15 protein-coding genes and 1 pseudogene are annotated in these 16105 nt (G+C 65.9%); 9 read left to right on the forward strand and 7 right to left on the reverse strand.

What is annotated here, in order from left to right; translation table 11 throughout:
• Positions 1-51: 51 nt before the first annotated feature.
• The 6 genes and pseudogenes from ccoP to Q0Z44_RS16370 form a co-directional block, all read right to left on the reverse strand.
• Complete coding sequence (gene ccoP / locus Q0Z44_RS16345; RefSeq protein ID WP_109035856.1) at positions 52-987, reverse strand: cytochrome-c oxidase, cbb3-type subunit III; 936 nt, start codon at positions 985-987, stop codon at positions 52-54.
• A 14-nt stretch (positions 988-1001) separates the two neighbouring features.
• Positions 1002-1139: a cbb3-type cytochrome c oxidase subunit 3 gene (locus Q0Z44_RS16350; RefSeq protein WP_109035855.1), complete on the reverse strand. Its 138-nt coding sequence runs from the start codon at positions 1137-1139 to the stop codon at positions 1002-1004.
• Positions 1140-1151: 12 nt separating this feature from the next.
• A complete protein-coding gene (ccoO, locus tag Q0Z44_RS16355; RefSeq protein ID WP_298014717.1) occupies positions 1152-1784 on the reverse strand; it encodes a cytochrome-c oxidase, cbb3-type subunit II in 633 nt (210 codons plus the stop codon).
• Positions 1785-1800: 16 nt separating this feature from the next.
• A complete protein-coding gene (gene ccoN, locus Q0Z44_RS16360) occupies positions 1801-3237 on the reverse strand; it encodes a cytochrome-c oxidase, cbb3-type subunit I (protein WP_298014720.1) in 1437 nt (478 codons plus the stop codon).
• 90 nt (positions 3238-3327) lie between these two features.
• Positions 3328-3462 (reverse strand): annotated as a pseudogene (ccoS, locus tag Q0Z44_RS16365) (cbb3-type cytochrome oxidase assembly protein CcoS); the annotation flags it as partial.
• Positions 3463-3469: 7 nt separating this feature from the next.
• On the reverse strand, positions 3470-5896 hold the full coding sequence (locus Q0Z44_RS16370; protein ID WP_298014724.1) for a cation-translocating P-type ATPase: 2427 nt from the start codon (positions 5894-5896) through the stop codon (positions 3470-3472).
• Between the two features lie 158 nt (positions 5897-6054).
• On the opposite strand from Q0Z44_RS16370, the gene Q0Z44_RS16375 reads away from it, so the two are divergent.
• Complete coding sequence (locus Q0Z44_RS16375; protein ID WP_298014749.1) at positions 6055-6486, forward strand: DUF192 domain-containing protein; 432 nt, start codon at positions 6055-6057, stop codon at positions 6484-6486.
• A 14-nt stretch (positions 6487-6500) separates the two neighbouring features.
• Here the strand turns inward: Q0Z44_RS16375 and Q0Z44_RS16380 are convergent, their stop codons facing one another.
• Positions 6501-7301 (reverse strand): patatin-like phospholipase family protein, encoded by an 801-nt coding sequence (locus tag Q0Z44_RS16380; protein ID WP_366517637.1) that lies wholly within the window; start codon positions 7299-7301, stop codon positions 6501-6503.
• A 214-nt stretch (positions 7302-7515) separates the two neighbouring features.
• Between Q0Z44_RS16380 and Q0Z44_RS16385 the strand changes: the two genes are divergently transcribed.
• The 8 genes from Q0Z44_RS16385 to fdxA all read left to right on the forward strand — a co-directional run bounded on the left by Q0Z44_RS16385 (position 7516) and on the right by fdxA (position 15138).
• On the forward strand, positions 7516-8490 hold the full coding sequence (locus Q0Z44_RS16385) for a sulfite exporter TauE/SafE family protein (protein ID WP_298014727.1): 975 nt from the start codon (positions 7516-7518) through the stop codon (positions 8488-8490).
• Positions 8491-8557: 67 nt separating this feature from the next.
• The gene (locus Q0Z44_RS16390; RefSeq protein ID WP_298014729.1) at positions 8558-10267 is read left to right on the forward strand and encodes a nitrite/sulfite reductase; all 1710 of its coding nucleotides are present in this window, start codon (positions 8558-8560) and stop codon (positions 10265-10267) included.
• 26 nt (positions 10268-10293) lie between these two features.
• Positions 10294-10800 carry a DUF934 domain-containing protein gene (locus tag Q0Z44_RS16395; protein WP_298014733.1) on the forward strand — a complete coding sequence of 169 codons (507 nt, stop codon included), beginning with the start codon at positions 10294-10296 and terminating at the stop codon, positions 10798-10800.
• A 51-nt stretch (positions 10801-10851) separates the two neighbouring features.
• Entirely contained in the window at positions 10852-11601 is a 750-nt protein-coding gene (locus Q0Z44_RS16400) for a phosphoadenylyl-sulfate reductase (RefSeq protein WP_298014752.1), read from the forward strand.
• An 18-nt stretch (positions 11602-11619) separates the two neighbouring features.
• Complete coding sequence (gene cysD, locus Q0Z44_RS16405; protein WP_109035835.1) at positions 11620-12573, forward strand: sulfate adenylyltransferase subunit CysD; 954 nt, start codon at positions 11620-11622, stop codon at positions 12571-12573.
• Positions 12573-13898, forward strand: a complete 1326-nt coding sequence (locus Q0Z44_RS16410) for a GTP-binding protein (protein ID WP_298014738.1) — start codon at positions 12573-12575, stop codon at positions 13896-13898. The genes cysD and Q0Z44_RS16410 overlap by 1 nt, the downstream gene beginning before the upstream one ends.
• 31 nt (positions 13899-13929) lie before the next feature.
• The gene (gene cobA, locus Q0Z44_RS16415; protein ID WP_109035831.1) at positions 13930-14757 is read left to right on the forward strand and encodes a uroporphyrinogen-III C-methyltransferase; all 828 of its coding nucleotides are present in this window, start codon (positions 13930-13932) and stop codon (positions 14755-14757) included.
• Positions 14758-14814: 57 nt separating this feature from the next.
• Positions 14815-15138: a ferredoxin FdxA gene (fdxA, locus tag Q0Z44_RS16420; protein ID WP_298014742.1), complete on the forward strand. Its 324-nt coding sequence runs from the start codon at positions 14815-14817 to the stop codon at positions 15136-15138.
• Positions 15139-16105: the final 967 nt, after the last annotated feature.

Here is a 16105-nt window from a genome sequence, read left to right on the forward strand (position 1 = left end):
GGCTTGACGCGTGTCAAGCTTTGCCGGGCCTGGGGCCCGGCCTGTCACAGGTCACTTGGCCGATGCGGTCTTGACCGGGTGAGACTGGGCCCACACATAGGACGCCACAATCTTGATCTGGTCTTCCGACAGACGCGGGCTCTGGGCCGGCATCACGTTGACCTTGCCGTTGTTGACGATGTGCTGGATGGCCTCTTCGCCCCAGCCGTGCAGCCAGACCTTGTCGGTCAGGTTCGGCGCGCCGATGGCCTGGTTGCCCTTGCCGTCTGCACCGTGGCAGGCTGCGCAGGCCGCCTTGAACTTCGCCTTGCCAAGTTCAGCCAGGATCGAGTTGTGACCCGAACCGGACAGGCTCAGCACGTAGTTCGCCACCTGACGGACTTCGTCCGGGGTGCCAACCGCAGCAGCCATCGGAGGCATCTGGCCACGACGACCCAACGTGATGGTCTCGATGATCTTCTCCGGCGAGCCGCCGTGCAGCCAGTCACCGTCTGTCAGGTTGGGGAAGCTCTTGGCACCCTTGGCGTCCGAACCGTGGCAAGCCGCGCAGTTGTTCAGGAACAGGCGCTCACCGATGGCCTGGGCCTGCGGGTCGCGCGCCAGGTCTTCGACCGAGGCGTTCTTGAACTTGGCGAAGATCTTGTCCTGCTCGACCTTGGCCTTGACCATCTCGGCTTCGAGCTGGCCAGTGGAAGACCAGTTCAGCTTGCCGGGGTTGGCGCCCAGACCCGGGTACAGAACAAGGTAGCCGATGGCGAAGATCAGCGTGAAGATGAACAGGAACAGCCACCAGCGGGGCAGCGGGTTGTTCAGTTCGCGCAGATCACCGTCCCACACGTGGCCGGTCGTCTTGTCGACATTGCCCTGAGCATCGTAGACAACCTTGTGCTTGGCCGCGCCGATCAGGACGAACGCGCAATACACCAGGCCGAACACCACGATGGCCGTGACATACCACGCCCATCCATTCGAAATGAAGTCGCTCATGTCTGAGCCTCCAGTCAATCTTCTGCAAGAGGCAGCTGCGCTGCCTCTTCAAACTGGGCCTTGTTGCTGCGCGCGTAGGCCCAGACAACGATGCCCACGAAAACGCACAGGCATGCCACCGTGAAGAGGCTTCTCACATCGATGATGTCCATGTGCGCTGCTCCTTACTTGACGGCGGTGCCGAGGACCTGCAGGTATGCGATCACGGCTTCCAGCTCGGTCTTGCCCTTGACCTCCTCGTCGGCGGCCTTGATCTCTGCGTCGGTGTACGGGACACCGACCTTGCGCAGGGCCTCCATGCGGGGGGCCACGGCAGGACCGTCCTGCAGCTTGCTTTCGGCAAGCCACGGGTAAGCTGGCATGTTGGACTCGGGCACCACGTCACGCGGGTTGATCAGGTGGGCACGATGCCACTCGTCCGAGTACTTGCCGCCAACGCGGTGCAGGTCAGGGCCGGTCCGCTTGGAACCCCACTGGAAGGGGTGGTCGTAAACGAACTCGCCGGCCATCGAGTAGTGGCCATAGCGCAGGGTCTCTGCACGGAAGGGACGCACCATCTGCGAGTGACAGTTGTAGCAACCCTCGCGGATGTAGACATCGCGACCGGCCAGCTGCATGGCGGTGTAGGGCTTGAGGCCTTCCACCGGCTGGGTCGTGCTGTGCTGGAAGAACAGCGGCACGATTTCGACCAGCGCACCGAAGGCCACGACGACCAGCGTGAGCACGATCATCAGGAAGTTGCTGGTCTCGATCCTCTCGTGGGAGAAGAGCGCAGGCTTGTGGTTGTGATCAGCCATGTTGTTCTCCTTGTTATCAGGCGTGAGCCGGCTGAGCCTGGGCCGAGATCGGCGCATCCACGGCGCGACCAGCCAGGGCAGTCATCACGGTGTTCCACAGCATCAGGATCATGCCGCCCAGGTAGAGCAGGCCGCCCGCGACGCGGATCACGTAGAACGGATAGGTGGCCTTCACGCTTTCGACGAAGGAGTACACCAGGGTGCCGTCCGGGTTCACAGCGCGCCACATCAGGCCCTGCATCACACCGGCAATCCACATCGCGGCGATGTAGAGCACGATGCCGATGGTGGCAGCCCAGAAGTGCAGCGAGATGGCCGGCACCGAGTACATCGTGTTGCGGCCGAACATGCGCGGGATCAGGTAGTACAGCGAGCCCATCGAAATCAGACCCACCCAGCCCAGGGCGCCCGAGTGCACGTGGCCGACGGTCCAGTCGGTGTAGTGCGACAGCGAGTTCACGGTCTTGATGGACATCATCGGACCTTCGAAGGTCGACATGCCATAGAACGACAGGGCCACGATCAGGAACTTCAGGATCGCGTCGTCGCGCAGCTTGTACCAGGCACCCGACAGGGTCATGATGCCGTTGATCATGCCGCCCCAGGAGGGCGCAAGCAGGATCAGCGAGAACACCATGCCGACAGACTGGGTCCAGTCAGGCAGCGCGGTGTAGTGCAGGTGGTGAGGACCCGCCCACATGTAGGTGAAGATCAGGGCCCAGAAGTGCACGATCGACAGGCGATACGAGTACACGGGCATGCCGGCCTGCTTGGGGATGTAGTAGTACATCATGCCCAGGAAGCCTGCCGTCAGGAAGAAGCCCACGGCATTGTGGCCGTACCACCATTGCACCATGGCGTCCTGCACGCCGGCGTACACCGAGTAGGACTTGGTCAGGCTGACGGGGATCTCGGCGCTGTTGACGATGTGCAGCAGGGCCACGGCGATGATGAAGGCGCCGTAGAACCAATTCGCCACGTAGATGTGGCGCACCTTGCGCATGCCGATGGTGCCGAAGAAGACGACGGCGTAGGCCACCCAGACCAGCGTGATCAGGATGTCGATCGGCCATTCAAGCTCGGCATATTCCTTGCCGCTGGTGTAGCCCAGGGGCAGCGAGATGGCTGCCAGCAGGATCACCAGTTGCCAACCCCAGAACGTGAAAGCAGCCAGAGGGCCTGCGAAGAGGCGCGTCTGGCATGTTCTTTGCACAACGTGGTAGGACGTTGCGAACAGGGCACAGCCCCCGAACGCAAAGATCACCGCGTTGGTGTGCAGGGGTCGCAGTCGACCGTAGGAAAGCCAGGGGATCCCGAAATTGAGTTCCGGCCAGGCCAGCTGGGACGCAATGAGGACGCCGACGGCCATACCGACGACGCCCCATAGGACGGCCGCTATGGCGAACTGCCGGACAACCGTGTCGTTGTACGTGGCAGAGTGGGTGGATGCCATCTCTTCTTCTCCTAAGTTACAGCGCGAATTGTGAGGGCAAACCCCCTCCTAAATTTGATGACGCTCAACGTTATCCTCGACTTTTTGAGACTCATCAGACAGGATGCGAATGCCTTCCTGCTCGATGTCTTCAAACTGTCCAGAATTAACGGCCCACCCGAGGATGGCCAGGATGGCGAGCACCAGCAGGACCGAAACGGGCAACAGGACGTAGAGGATTTCCATGGCGTGATCAGGCTGAGGGGCGGGAGCCCGCCGGATGGGCGCCGAGTCTAAGCGCGTTGAGCACCACAAAAAGCGAGCTCAGCGCCATGCCGAGGCCGGCCAGCCAGGGGGGCAGCAGGCCCATGAGGGCCAGCGGAATGCATGTGAAATTGTAGGCAGCCGCCCACAACAGGTTCTGCCGGACAATGCGCATGGCACGGCGCGCCACGGTCACCGCAGCGGGCACGCCCAGCAGCCGACCACCCAGCACGATGAGATCGGCCTGAGACTGCGCCAACGCAGCCCCCTGGTCCAGGGCAACCGACACATCGGCCTTGGCGAGCACCGGAGCATCGTTGATCCCATCGCCCACCACGGCCACGCGATGGCCCGCCTCCTGCGCCTGGCGGATCTCCTCGAGTTTGTCTTCCGGCGTGGCCTGAGAGCGCACCGCCAACGGCTGTGCACCGGCCGACAGATGGCGGGATGCGGCGACCACGCGCTCGTGCTGGTCACCGGAAAGCAAGGCCGATTCACACCCGAGTTGCTGCAATTGTTGCAAGGCGGGGGCCGCCTCGGTACGGAACACCTCGTCGAACACAAAGCCCAGCGCCTCATTCTTGATCCCCTGCCCCTGGGCATCGAGCGGGGCGATCCATACACGGGCCGCAGCCGGTCCATGGTCTGGTCCGAGCACCCAGGCTGCGGAGCCCAGGCGCCAGACGCGGCCAGTGGGATCGCGCCCTTGAACACCCTTGCCCGCCTCTTCATGCAAATCCTGCCAGCTGCGCGTGTGCACGGGCTGCCAGGCCTGGACGGCGGCCACGAGGGACCGCGAGAGGGGGTGCTGTGAACAGGCGGCCAGCGCAGAGGCGCGCGCCAGCGGCTCGGCGAAGACCTCGGTGCGCCATTCATCGTGGCGCCGGCCCTGCCATTCAAGGGCGACCAGGCTCAGCTCGCCCTCGGTGAGCGTGCCGGTCTTGTCGAAGTAGACGCGAGACACGGCCGACAAGGCCTCGATGGCGTCCAGCCTTCGAACAAGCACGCCGCGGCGCGCCAGGGCACCCGCCGCCGAGAGCAAGGCCGCCGGCGCGGCCAGGGACAGCGCACAGGGGCATGTGACGACCAGCACGGAAACCGCCACCCACACCGCGCGGGACGGATCGATCCATTGCCAGGCCAGTGCGCCGGCGCCCGCCAGAAACAGCACCATCCACAGAAAGGGGCCGGCCATCCGGTCGGCGGTGCGCATCCAGCCCGGCTTTTCCGTCAGCGCCTGCTGAACAAGCGACACGATCTGCTGGTAGCGCGTGTCCGGGCCCAGGCGCTCGACGCGCATCCACACCGGCGCGCCGAGGTTCATGCTGCCGGCCACGACCACCTGCCCCACCACGCGGGGTACGGCGCGCGATTCGCCCGTCAGCAGCGACTCGTCGACCTCCGTCCGGCCGTCCAGGATCTGCCCGTCCGCCGGGAAGGACTGCCCCACGGCAATCCGCAGGCAGTCGCCGTGCTGCAGCGCCGACAGGGCCACGGATTCGGTCTGGCACGCAGACCAGTCCGGCGGGGCCGCGGCCGGGTCGGCCGACACGCCAACGGCCCGGTCGACCGCCTCCGGCAGGCGCAGACACAGCGCCTCGAGGGACTGCGTGACCCGCTCGCGCGCGCGCGTTTCCAGCCAGCGCCCGGCCAGCAGGAAGGTGACGAACATGGTCAGGGAGTCGAAATAGGCATCGGGCCCGAAGATGTCCTGTGCCCCGAAGGTGACGCCGGTGCTGACGATGAAGGCGGCCGCCATGCCGATCGCGACGGGCGTGTCCATTGCCACCCTGCCCTGCAGCGCGGCGCGCCAGGCGCCAGCAAAGAAGGGCCCGCACGAAAACAGCATCACCGGCAGGCTCAGCACCCAGCACGCCCAGTTCAGCAGCTGCCAGATGTCGGCCGGGATTTCGCCTGGCGAGGCCACGTACTGCGCCCAGGTGATCATCATCACCTGCATCATGCAGAAGCCCGCCACGGAGAGCTGCCATAGCAGCTTGCGCCGCTCACGCAGGCGCTCATGCCCCGCGCGGGCAGCCGAGTCGGGCCAAGCCTTGTAGCCCACCCGCTGAACCGCCTCGACCAGTTCGGACAGCCGGACACGGGCCGGGTCGATCAGGATGCGCGCACGCTGCGAGGCAGACTGAACCTGAACGTCGGAGACGCCGGGCACCTTGAGCAACGCCGTCTCGATGGTGATGGCGCACGCCGCGCAGTACATCCCGGACAAGCCCAGGCCGATGCGGCGCTGGCTGCTGCCCAGCGGTGCCTCGAGCACGCACTGTGCAAGCAGATCGGGATCATCGAGCCCTGCCGCCTGGGAAGGAGTCAGCGGCGGCAACGGCGGCAGCGCCACGCCGGGCAAGGGCGCAGCGGCTTCACCCGACGGGAAGGCGGTACTGGCGGAGGGGGGCATGGGAGGCGCTGCTACAGTCTGGCTCGGTGCGAGGGCGGAAAGCCAGGACGGACTGGCAGAGGCGGCACTGTAAGGGCTGGGCGGAACCCGACCCTGAGCAAGGTCAACGAGGAACCGAGATTGTGTTTCAAGAACGGCTGAAATGGGGCGTGGCCGCGATGGCAGCCACAGCCCTGCTGTGGACAACCACGCCCCGGGCCCAGACGGCCCCCCAGAAACTTCCCACCATCACCCTGGGCGCCGGCATGCACAACATCCGCGCCGAGGTGGCATCGACACCGGAGCAGCACCAGATCGGGCTGATGTTCCGCAAGGAGATGGGACCGAACGACGGCATGCTCTTCATCTTCGACCGACCGGGGCAACAGTGCTTCTGGATGAAGAACACGCTGATCCCGCTGGCGGTGGCGTTCATTGCCGATGACGGCACCGTGGTCAACCTCGATGAGATGGCTCCGCAGACGCTGGAGTCGCACTGTTCGACGCGGCCGGTGCGCCACGTGCTGGAAATGAACGCGGGCTGGTTTGCGCGCAAGGGCATCAAGCCGGGCAGCAAGCTGAGCGGGGCGCCTTTCGGCACACCGCGATGAAGGGAGGCCCGCACTCAACGCGTGCGGGCGGCAATCCGCTCCTTGAGCTGCGGCAGAACCATCAGCGCGGCCTCGCGGCCGGCGAGGATCGAGAGGCGACGGGCGCTGAACTCGGTGCTGCCGATGCCTTCGAGCTTGGGGCGCATCACCACATCCGCATCCTGCAGCTCGAACTGACTGATCGCGTGACCCATGATGTTGTAGGTCTGCAGCAGGATGTCCACCGGCCCCTTGACCGGCATGCCTTCAGGGATCGCCGAAATGTCGACCGCGATGACGACGTCGGCGCCCATCTGGCGTGCGAAGCGGACGGGGACGGGAGACACCGCCCCACCGTCGACATACTCGCGACCCGAGATGCGGACCGGCTCGAACACCGCCGGGACGGAACTTGAAGCCCGCACGGCCGTGCCCACGTCGCCGCGCCGGAAGAGGATGGGCTGACCGCTCTGCAGGTCGGTGGCGACAATGCCGAGCGGCACGCGCATCGCTTCAATGTTCTTGCCGCCGGTGTGCGTCCGGACGAACTTGGCAAGGGCCTCCCCCTTCAGCAGCGAGCGCCCCGGAAAGACCCAGTCGGTGATGGAGGACTCGTCGAGCGACATGGCCATCGTGGCGAGCTCGGTCGGCGTCTTGCCCGCTGCATAGAGGGCGCCGACCACGCTGCCGGCCGACGTGCCCACCACGACATCGGGCCGGATGCCCTGTTCCTCAAGCACCTGGAGCACGCCAATGTGGGCAAAACCACGTGCAGCGCCGCCGCCCAGCGCCACCCCGACGCGGGGCGGCTTCGGTGCTGGTTTAGGTTGCACCACGGCAGGCGTGGCTGGCGCGGCAGGCCCGGACGGCACCACACCGCACCCCGCCAGCAGCGCGGCTGAGGCTACAGCAAGGCCGGCAGCAAGGCGCCTTAATAGCCAGAAGTTATGTGCAACTTCCATAAATGTTCTTCGTATTTATATAGTTGATCGATAGCATCCGCAGCTCTCTCACATTGTCGCGCCGCCGGGCTTTCCTTCGCGCAGTTCCATGAAGATCCGCAACCTCGACCTCTCCGACAACCCGATCAACGCGGAGCACACGGCGCTGGGTCTGCCTCCGGTCGAAGACGACATCACCCACCCGTCCAACCATCCGGTGCTGCGCATTGCCGTGTGGGCGGTGGGATTCCTGCTGGTTGGCGTGCTGGCTTACCTCGCATCGAAGCTGTTCAACGGACAACACGAACAGACGGGCATGCAGCTCATCGCGAGCACCCTGCAAGGTGACGCGTTCTGGAAGGCTGTCATGGTCGGCCTGCTGGCACAGACGGTGGATGGCGCGCTCGGGATGGCGTACGGCATCACGTCGACCTCCTTTCTGCTGGCAACCGGCAGCACGCCTGCTGTGGCCTCGGCCAGCGTGCACATCGCCGAGGTGTTCACGACCGGCGTTTCGGGCATCTCGCACGTGAAACTGGGGAACGTGAACCGCTCGCTGTTTCTTCGCCTGCTGGTGCCCGGCATTCTGGGCGCCAGCCTGGGAGCCTGGGTGGTTTCTTCGGTGGATGCTGCCGTGATCAAACCCATTGTGTCGGGATATTTGTTCGTGATGGGCCTGTATATCGTCAGCAAGATTTTCAAGAAAATCACACCGCGCCGCGAAACCCCCAAGCATGTGGCCAAACTGGGGCTGTTCGGAGGGTTTCTGGATGCCGTGGGCGGCGGTGGGTGGGGCCCCGTCGTGACCACAACGCTCGTGGGCACGGGTCAGGATCCGCGCACCACCATCGGTTCGGTGAACCTGGCAGAGTTTTTCCTGACCTTTGCCAGCGCCGCCGTCTTTGCCGGTCTGGTCGAGGAAGGGCCGTGGCCCACGGTTGCCGGGCTGGTGGTCGGGGGCCTTTTTGCGGCGCCGTTTGCGGCCTTCCTCACGCGACGGCTCGACACTCGGACGCTGCTGATGCTGGTGGGCGGGGTGATCTCCTGCATCAGCCTCTACAATCTCTACCGGGCTCTCGGCTGACTGTTTTCAACTTCACTGCAGGCTTTAAACCCTCGCGGTCTGATTCGCTTTTCCCTCGCTGCGCACCATGTACCAATATACCGAGTTCGACAAACAGTTTGTCCGCCAGCGCGCGGCGCAATTCCGCGACCAGCTCGAGCGTAATCTCGCAGGCAAGCTGGGCGACGAAGAATTCCGCCCGCTGCGCCTGCAGAACGGCTGGTACATCCAGCGTCACGCGCCGATGCTGCGCGTCGCTGTGCCCTATGGCGAAATGTCGGCCAAGCAGATCCGCCAGCTGGCGCGCATCGCGCGTGAGTTCGACCGTGGTTACGCTCACTTCACGACCCGCCAGAACGTCCAGTACAACTGGATCCCGCTGGCGAAGGCCGCGGACGTGATGGAGCTGCTGGCCGAAGTCAACATGCACGGCATCCAGACCTCGGGCAACTGCATCCGCAACATCACGGCCGATGCGACCGTGGGCGTAGCAGAAGACGAAATCATCGACGCCCGCCCCTACTGCGAAGTGTTGCGTCAGTGGTCCACGCTGCACCCCGAGTTCGCCTTCCTGCCGCGCAAGTTCAAGATTGCCGTGAACGGCGCCAAGGAAGACCGCGCCGCCACCGCCTGGCATGATATCGGTCTGCACCTGGTGAAGAACGACGCCGGCGAAGTGGGCTTCCGCGTGCTGGTGGGCGGCGGCATGGGCCGCACCCCGATCACGGCCACCGAAATCAACGCCTTCGTGCCGTGGCAGCAGATCCTGGTCTACATCGAGGCCATCGTGCGCGTTTACAACCGCTATGGTCGCCGCGACAACATGTACAAGGCGCGGATCAAGATCCTGGTCAAGGCCGAAGGCCAGAAGTTCTTCGATCAGGTCAACGCGGAGTTCCGGAACATCCTCGAGCGTGACGTGGACGGTGCCGCCCACATCATCCCGCAGGCCGAATTCGACCGCGTGAACGCCAGCTTCGCGTTCCCGGCCTCGGTGCAGGCGCACCTGCCCGCCGGCAACGGCCTGCCTGCCGACGCGACCGACGCAGACCGCACCCAGTTCACCAAGTGGCTGGAGCGCAACGTGGTGGGCCACAAGGTGCAGGGCTACAAGAGCGTGCACCTGTCGGTCAAGCGCGTGGGCCAGGCCCCGGGCGATGCCACCGACACCCAGATGGACGCGATCGCCGACATCGCCGACCAGTTCAGCTGCGGCGAGCTGCGCATCACGCACGACCAGAACGTGCTGCTGCCCTTCGTGCGCGAAGAAGATCTGTTTGCCGTGTGGAAGGCGGCCAAGGCAAGCAGCTTTGCCTCGCCTAACATCGGCCTGCTGAGCGACATGATCGCCTGCCCGGGCGGCGATTTCTGCGCCCTGGCCAATGCCCGCTCCATCCCCATCGCCAACGACCTGATCGCCCGCTATCAGGACCTGGACGAGCTGTACGACATCGGCGACATCGACCTGCACATCTCCGGTTGCATCAACTCGTGCGGCCACCACCACAGCGGTCACATCGGCATCCTCGGCGTCGACAAGGACGGCACCGAGTGGTACCAGGTGACGCTGGGTGGCTCGGACGGCTCCAACCTGGCGCCGGGCGCCGTGGCCGGCAAGGTCATCGGCCCGTCGTTCTCGGCCGACGAGGTCACCGACGTGATCGAAGCGGTCATCGAGACCTACCGCAGCCAGCGGGCGACCGACGAGCGCTTCGTAGACACCGTCAAGCGCGTCGGCATCGACCCGTTCAAGACCGCTGCCAACGCCGTGCGCCGCACGACCGCCAAGGCCGCCTGAGCCCCTCGCCGCGAAAGAGACAGACCATGAAATTCATCGATCCCCACCACGACCAGTGGCACACCGTGGGCGGCGAAGACGGCCCGATGTCGCATCCGCCCGTCAAGTCCTACAGCCTGCTGACGCTGGCGCAGTGGCACGCCGTGCGCGAGCAGTGGCCCGCCAAGGGCTCGGCCGACCACAAGCCGGTTGGCGTCATCGTCGCCAACGACGTCGACATCGAGGTGCTGGAAGCCGACCTGGCCAAGCTGGACCTGGTCGTGCTGCAGTTCCCGAAGTGGACCGACGGCCGCGCCTACACGCAGGCGCACATCCTGCGCGCCCGTTACCGCTTCGGCGGCGAGGTGCGCGCCACCGGCGACGTGCTGGTCGACATGATGCCGCTGATGGCCCGCACCGGCTTCGATGCCGTGGTGTTGCGCGCCGACCAGGACCGCGGCATTGCGGAGCGTCAACTGGGCTTCTTCGGGGCCCGTGGACACTACCAGGGCGACGTGCAGCAGACCAAGCCGGTCTTCGGCCGTGCGGCCTGAACCGGACTGGAGAGCACGATGAGTGAGGTTTCTGCCATCGGGGGCGTGTCGATGCTGGGCGGGCCTGCGGCTGCCGCCGGCTCGGCGATCGCCCTGTACAACAAGCCGAGCGCCGACTATGCGGCCAAGGTGCAGGCCACGGTGGCCCTGCTGAAGGCCGCGGCCTTCGAGCACCCGGGCAAGGTGGTGCAGGCCACCAGCCTGGGGGTCGAGGACATGATCGTCACCGACCTGATCGCCCGGCATCAGCTGCCGATCGCCATTGGCACGCTGGAAACCGGCATGCTGAACCCGGAAACGGCCGCGCTGATCGGCACGATCGAGACGCACTACGCCGATGCCGGCCTGCACGTCGAGGTCTACCGCCCGAAGAACGAGGCCGTGATCGAGTTCGTGGGCCAGCACGGCGAGAAGGCGATGTATGAAAGCATCGACCTGCGCAAGGCCTGCTGTGGCATCCGCAAGCTCGAGCCGCTGGCCCGCATGCTGGCCGACCGCACCGCGTGGATCACCGGCCTGCGCCGTGAGCAATCGAACAACCGCGGCGGCATGCTGGACCGCGAGGTAGACGACGCCGGCCGCGCCAAGTTCAACCCGATGATCGAGTGGACCTGGGGCGATGTGTGGCACTACGTGGCCGTGAACCACGTGCCCTACAACCCGCTGCACGACCAGTTCATGCCGTCCATCGGCTGCGCCCCCTGCACGCGCGCCATTGCCGTCGGCGAAGACTTCCGGGCCGGCCGCTGGTGGTGGGAAGACGAGAAGGCCAAGGAATGCGGCCTGCACGTCCACAAGTGATTCAAGAGCGAGAACAAGATGAGTGATGTGAACCAACTGCTGGCGGAAGTCGACCACCGCCACCTGGACGCGCTGGAAGAGGAAGCGATCTTCATCCTGCGTGAAGTGGCCGCCAGCTTCGAGCGCCCGGGCCTGCTGTTTTCGAGCGGCAAGGACTCGTGCGTGGTGCTGCACCTGGCCGAGAAGGCCTTCAAGATGAAGAACCCGGCCACGGGCAAGCTGGAAGGCAAGCTGCCCTTCCCGCTGGTGCACGTGGACACCGGCCACAACTTCCCGGAAGTGATCGACTTCCGCGAGAAGCGCGTGGCCGAGATCGGCGAGCGCCTGATCGTGGCGCACATGGAAGAGTCGATCAAGAAGGGCACCGTGCGCCTGGCCCACCCGCTGGAATCGCGCAACGGCCACCAGACGGTGACCCTGCTGGAAGCGATTGAAGACAACCGTTTCGACTGCCTGATCGGCGGCGCCCGTCGTGACGAAGAGAAGGCCCGCGCCAAGGAGCGCATCTTCTCGCACCGCGACAGCTTCGGCCAGTGGCAGCCCAAGGAACAGCGCCCCGAGCTGTGGAACCTGTTCAACACCCGCATCAAGCCGGGCGAGCACTTCCGCGCCTTCCCCATCAGCAACTGGACCGAGCTGGACGTGTGGCTGTACATCGCCCGCGAAGGCATCCCGCTGCCCAACATCTATTTCAAGCACGCCCGCCAGGTGATCCGCCGCAAGGGCCTGCTGGTGCCGCTGACCGAGGTGACGCCGGCGCTGGAAGGCGAAACGGTCGAGACCGTGGACGTGCGCTTCCGCACCGTGGGTGACATGACCTGCACCTGCCCGGTCGAATCGACGGCCGCCAACGCCGCCGACATCGTCGCCGAGACCCTGCACGTGACCGTGAGCGAACGTGGCGCCACCCGCATGGACGACCGCACGTCCGAGGCCTCGATGGAGCGCCGCAAGAAGGAAGGTTATTTCTGATGAGCACCGTGACCCACAACGAAGCCAGCACCGAACTGGCTCATAAGGCCCTTCGCTTCCTGACCGCGGGCAGCGTGGACGACGGCAAGAGCACGCTGATCGGCCGTCTGCTGTTCGACAGCCGCGCCATTCTGGCCGACCAGCTGGATGCGCTGGAGAAGCGTGCCGCCGGCGCCCCCATCGACCTGTCGCTGCTGACCGACGGCCTGGAAGCCGAGCGCGAACAGGGCATCACCATCGACGTGGCCTATCGCTACTTCGCGACCAAGACGCGCAAGTTCATCATCGCCGACGCCCCGGGCCACGAGCAGTACACCCGCAACATGGTGACGGCCGCTGCCGGCAGCGATGCCGCCGTCGTGCTGGTCGACATCACCAAGATCGACTGGAAGGCCTCGCCGGTGCCGCTGCTGGCCCAGACGCGCCGTCACAGCCTGCTGACCCACCTGCTGCGCGTGCCGAACATCGTGTTCGCGATCAACAAGCTGGATGCCATCGAGCAGGACACCGAGACCGCCTTCAACAACGTGAAGGCCTCGCTGGAAGCCTTTGCCGAGCAGGCCGGCATCGTCAACAAGGGCGTGATCCCCGTGTCGGCCCTGCGCGGCGACAACGTGACCACGCCGAGCGCCAACTGGCCCTGGTACAACGGCCCCACCCTGCTGCAGGTGCTGGAGCAACTGCCGCCGAGCGACGAGCGCCACGACGGCGCCCTGCTGCACCCGGTGCAGTACGTGACGCGCGACAGCGTGGGCGAAGGCGAAGCCTCGGCCTCGGGCACCGGCCACCAGTACCGCGCGTTCTGGGGTCGCATTGCACACGGCGCCGTGAAGGCCGGCGACGAAGTGCAGATCTTCCCGAGCGGCGAGACCGCCATCGTGGCGGAAGTGCGCCACTCGGCGCTGGTGGTCGACCAGTGCGAAGCGGGCCAGTCGGCCGGCATCGTGCTGGACCGCCAGGTCGACATCTCGCGCGGTGACTGGATCCACACGCCGGGCTCCATCCAGCCGACGGCCAACTTCACCGCGACGCTGGCCTGGCTGGACACCGAGCCTGCCGTGGTCGGCCGCAAGTACTGGGTGCGCCACGGCAACCGCTGGGTGCAGGCCCGCATCACGTCGGTCGACAACCGCCTGGACATCCACACGCTGGAAGACACCGACGCGCACGAGCTGGCCGTCAACGAGATCGGCCGCGTGCAGATCCAGACCCAGCAGCCGCTGCCGGTCGAGCCCTACGCCAGCAACCGTGTCGGTGGCGCGCTGATCGTGGTCGACCCCACGACCAACCGCACCAGCGGCGCCCTGCTGGTGCAGGCTGCCTGAGTTCTCTCTTACGCGCGCTGCGCCTCCTATCGTGGAATCCAAGCCCTGCTCGCTCAAAACGGCCAAAGTGGTTTTCATCGGCGCCGGGCCGGGTGAGGCTGACCTCATCACCGTGCGTGGCAGCCGGCTGCTGTCACAGGCGCACGTGGTGCTGTTCGACGCGCTGGCTGACGCCACGCTCCGGGATCTGGCCCCCCAGGCCGACTGGATCGACGTGGGCAAGCGCGGTTTCTCCGGCAAGGAAGGCAGCGATTTCAACGGTCAGACGCGGATTAACCGCCTGCTGGTCGAGCAGTCGCTGGCCGTTGGTGCCACGCACGGCGAACGGGGTCTGGTCGTGCGGCTCAAGGGCGGCGACCCCAGCCTGTTCGGAAGGCTGGAAGAAGAACTGCATGCGCTGCGCGACGCCGGCATTGCCTCGGAGGTGGTGCCCGGTGTGACGTCAGCGCTCGCGGCAGCGGCCGCCACACAGCGCCCCCTGACACGTCGTGGCTCCGGCCGAAGCGTGAGCTTCACCACCGCCATGACCCGCACGGGCGACCTCCAGTGCGGCATGGGCCCGGGCCAGCGCGCGGACACCGAGGTGTTCTACATGGCGGGCCGCCAACTGGCCCCGTTGTCGAAAGGGTTGCTGGAGGCCGGCTGGCCCGGCGACACCGAGGTGAGCGTGGTCTCGCGTGCAGGCTGGCCCGACATGCGCCACAGTCTGCACACCGTGGCCACACTGGACGACGCCAGCGCCATCCATGCCGGGCGCCCCACGCTCGTCATCGTGGGCGCTGGCGCCACCGATATTCCTGACGAACCTTTGACCCATATCCCGATCTGCGGCGAAAGCGCATCGGGTTCTCAGGGCTGAAGCCGGCCCCAGCCGGTAAAATCTCGCCCGTCTTACAACCGCTACAAGAGACCTGACATGACCCACGTCGTCACCGAAGCCTGCATCCGCTGCAAATACACCGACTGTGTGGACGTGTGCCCGGTGGACTGCTTCCGCGAAGGCCCGAACTTCCTGGTGATCGATCCGGACGAGTGCATCGACTGCGCCGTCTGCATCCCCGAGTGCCCCGCCAACGCCATCGTCCCGGAAGAGGACGTGCCGGGCAACCAGCAGAACTACATCCAGCTGAACGCCGACCTGGCCAAGGTGTGGCCCAGCATCACCAAGCGCAAGGACCCGCTGCCGGACGCCGACGAGTGGAAGGACAAGGTCGGCAAGCTCGACCAGCTGGTTCGCTGAAGGCGCGTGCACGCGATGACCGACACCGATGCGGTCGTGATCGGCGCGGGCCCGGTGGGCCTGTTCCAGGTCTTTCAGCTCGGTCTGCTGGGGCTTCGTGCCCATGTCATCGACGTGCTGCCCGAACCCGGGGGGCAATGCGCTGCACTGTACCCCGACAAACCGATCTATGACATTCCCGGCGTGCCGCGCTGCACCGGCCGGGAGTTGACGCGCCTGCTGCTTACGCAGGCGCAGCCGTTTCTGCAGACCGTGGATTCCGCCTCGTCGAACGCGGGAGGCCCCGATGCGCCAGGCAGCCCTTACGCCAATGTGCATCTCGGGCAGCAGGTATCCGAGCTGGCCCGCGCGGAAGACGGCCGCTGGCTGATTACCTCTGACCGCGGGCAGCAATGGCGCGCCCGCGCTGTGTTCGTGGCCGCGGGCGCCGGGGCCTTCGTGCCGCGCAGCCTGAATCTCCCGGGGCTGCAGGACGCCTCGAACGTGCACTTCCATGTACCGGAGGCCGGCGCCCTGCCCTGGTCGGGGCAGCATGTCGTCGTGGCCGGTGGGGGTGACGAGGCCCTGAGCACGGTGCGGTCGCTGACTGAGGACACCAACCCGGCGCGTCGCCCTGCCCGTGTGACCTTGCTGCACCGCCGCGATGTGTTCCAGGCCGAGCCGGAGCTGGATGCGGCCGTGAGGGCGCTGATTGCGCAAGGACGCGTCGCGCTGTGCGTCGGGATGCCGACGGACGCGCATGCCACCGAGGGGGTGGTTCAGGCGCTGACCATCCTCACCCCGGAGGAGGCTGAGGTTCCATTGACGCTGGACCACCTGCTGATCCGCCAGGGCATGAGCCCCAAGCTCGGGCCACTGACTGCATGGGGCATGGCGCTGGAGCGCAAGCAAGTGGCGGTGAACACAGCGACCTTCGAGACAGATCGGAAGAGCGTCGTGTAGGGAAAGAGTGTCGTTCGGCGTGTAG

The organism is uncultured Aquabacterium sp., from assembly GCF_947366995.1.
GTDB lineage: Bacteria > Pseudomonadota > Gammaproteobacteria > Burkholderiales > Burkholderiaceae_C > Aquabacterium.

Excerpts from the sequence above, each read along its gene's own strand:
- ccoP (WP_109035856.1), bottom strand. The coding sequence starts at position 987 with ATGAGCGACTTCATTTCGAATGGATGGGCGTGGTATGTCACGGCCATC.
- Q0Z44_RS16350 (WP_109035855.1), bottom strand. The coding sequence starts at position 1,139 with ATGGACATCATCGATGTGAGAAGCCTCTTCACGGTGGCATGCCTGTGC.
- ccoO (WP_298014717.1), bottom strand. The coding sequence starts at position 1,784 with ATGGCTGATCACAACCACAAGCCTGCGCTCTTCTCCCACGAGAGGATC.
- ccoN (WP_298014720.1), bottom strand. The coding sequence starts at position 3,237 with ATGGCATCCACCCACTCTGCCACGTACAACGACACGGTTGTCCGGCAG.
- Q0Z44_RS16370 (WP_298014724.1), bottom strand. The coding sequence starts at position 5,896 with ATGCCCCCCTCCGCCAGTACCGCCTTCCCGTCGGGTGAAGCCGCTGCG.
- Q0Z44_RS16375 (WP_298014749.1), top strand. The coding sequence starts at position 6,055 with ATGGCAGCCACAGCCCTGCTGTGGACAACCACGCCCCGGGCCCAGACG.
- Q0Z44_RS16385 (WP_298014727.1), top strand. The coding sequence starts at position 7,516 with ATGAAGATCCGCAACCTCGACCTCTCCGACAACCCGATCAACGCGGAG.
- Q0Z44_RS16390 (WP_298014729.1), top strand. The coding sequence starts at position 8,558 with ATGTACCAATATACCGAGTTCGACAAACAGTTTGTCCGCCAGCGCGCG.
- Q0Z44_RS16395 (WP_298014733.1), top strand. The coding sequence starts at position 10,294 with ATGAAATTCATCGATCCCCACCACGACCAGTGGCACACCGTGGGCGGC.
- Q0Z44_RS16400 (WP_298014752.1), top strand. The coding sequence starts at position 10,852 with ATGCTGGGCGGGCCTGCGGCTGCCGCCGGCTCGGCGATCGCCCTGTAC.
- cysD (WP_109035835.1), top strand. The coding sequence starts at position 11,620 with ATGAGTGATGTGAACCAACTGCTGGCGGAAGTCGACCACCGCCACCTG.
- Q0Z44_RS16410 (WP_298014738.1), top strand. The coding sequence starts at position 12,573 with ATGAGCACCGTGACCCACAACGAAGCCAGCACCGAACTGGCTCATAAG.
- fdxA (WP_298014742.1), top strand. The coding sequence starts at position 14,815 with ATGACCCACGTCGTCACCGAAGCCTGCATCCGCTGCAAATACACCGAC.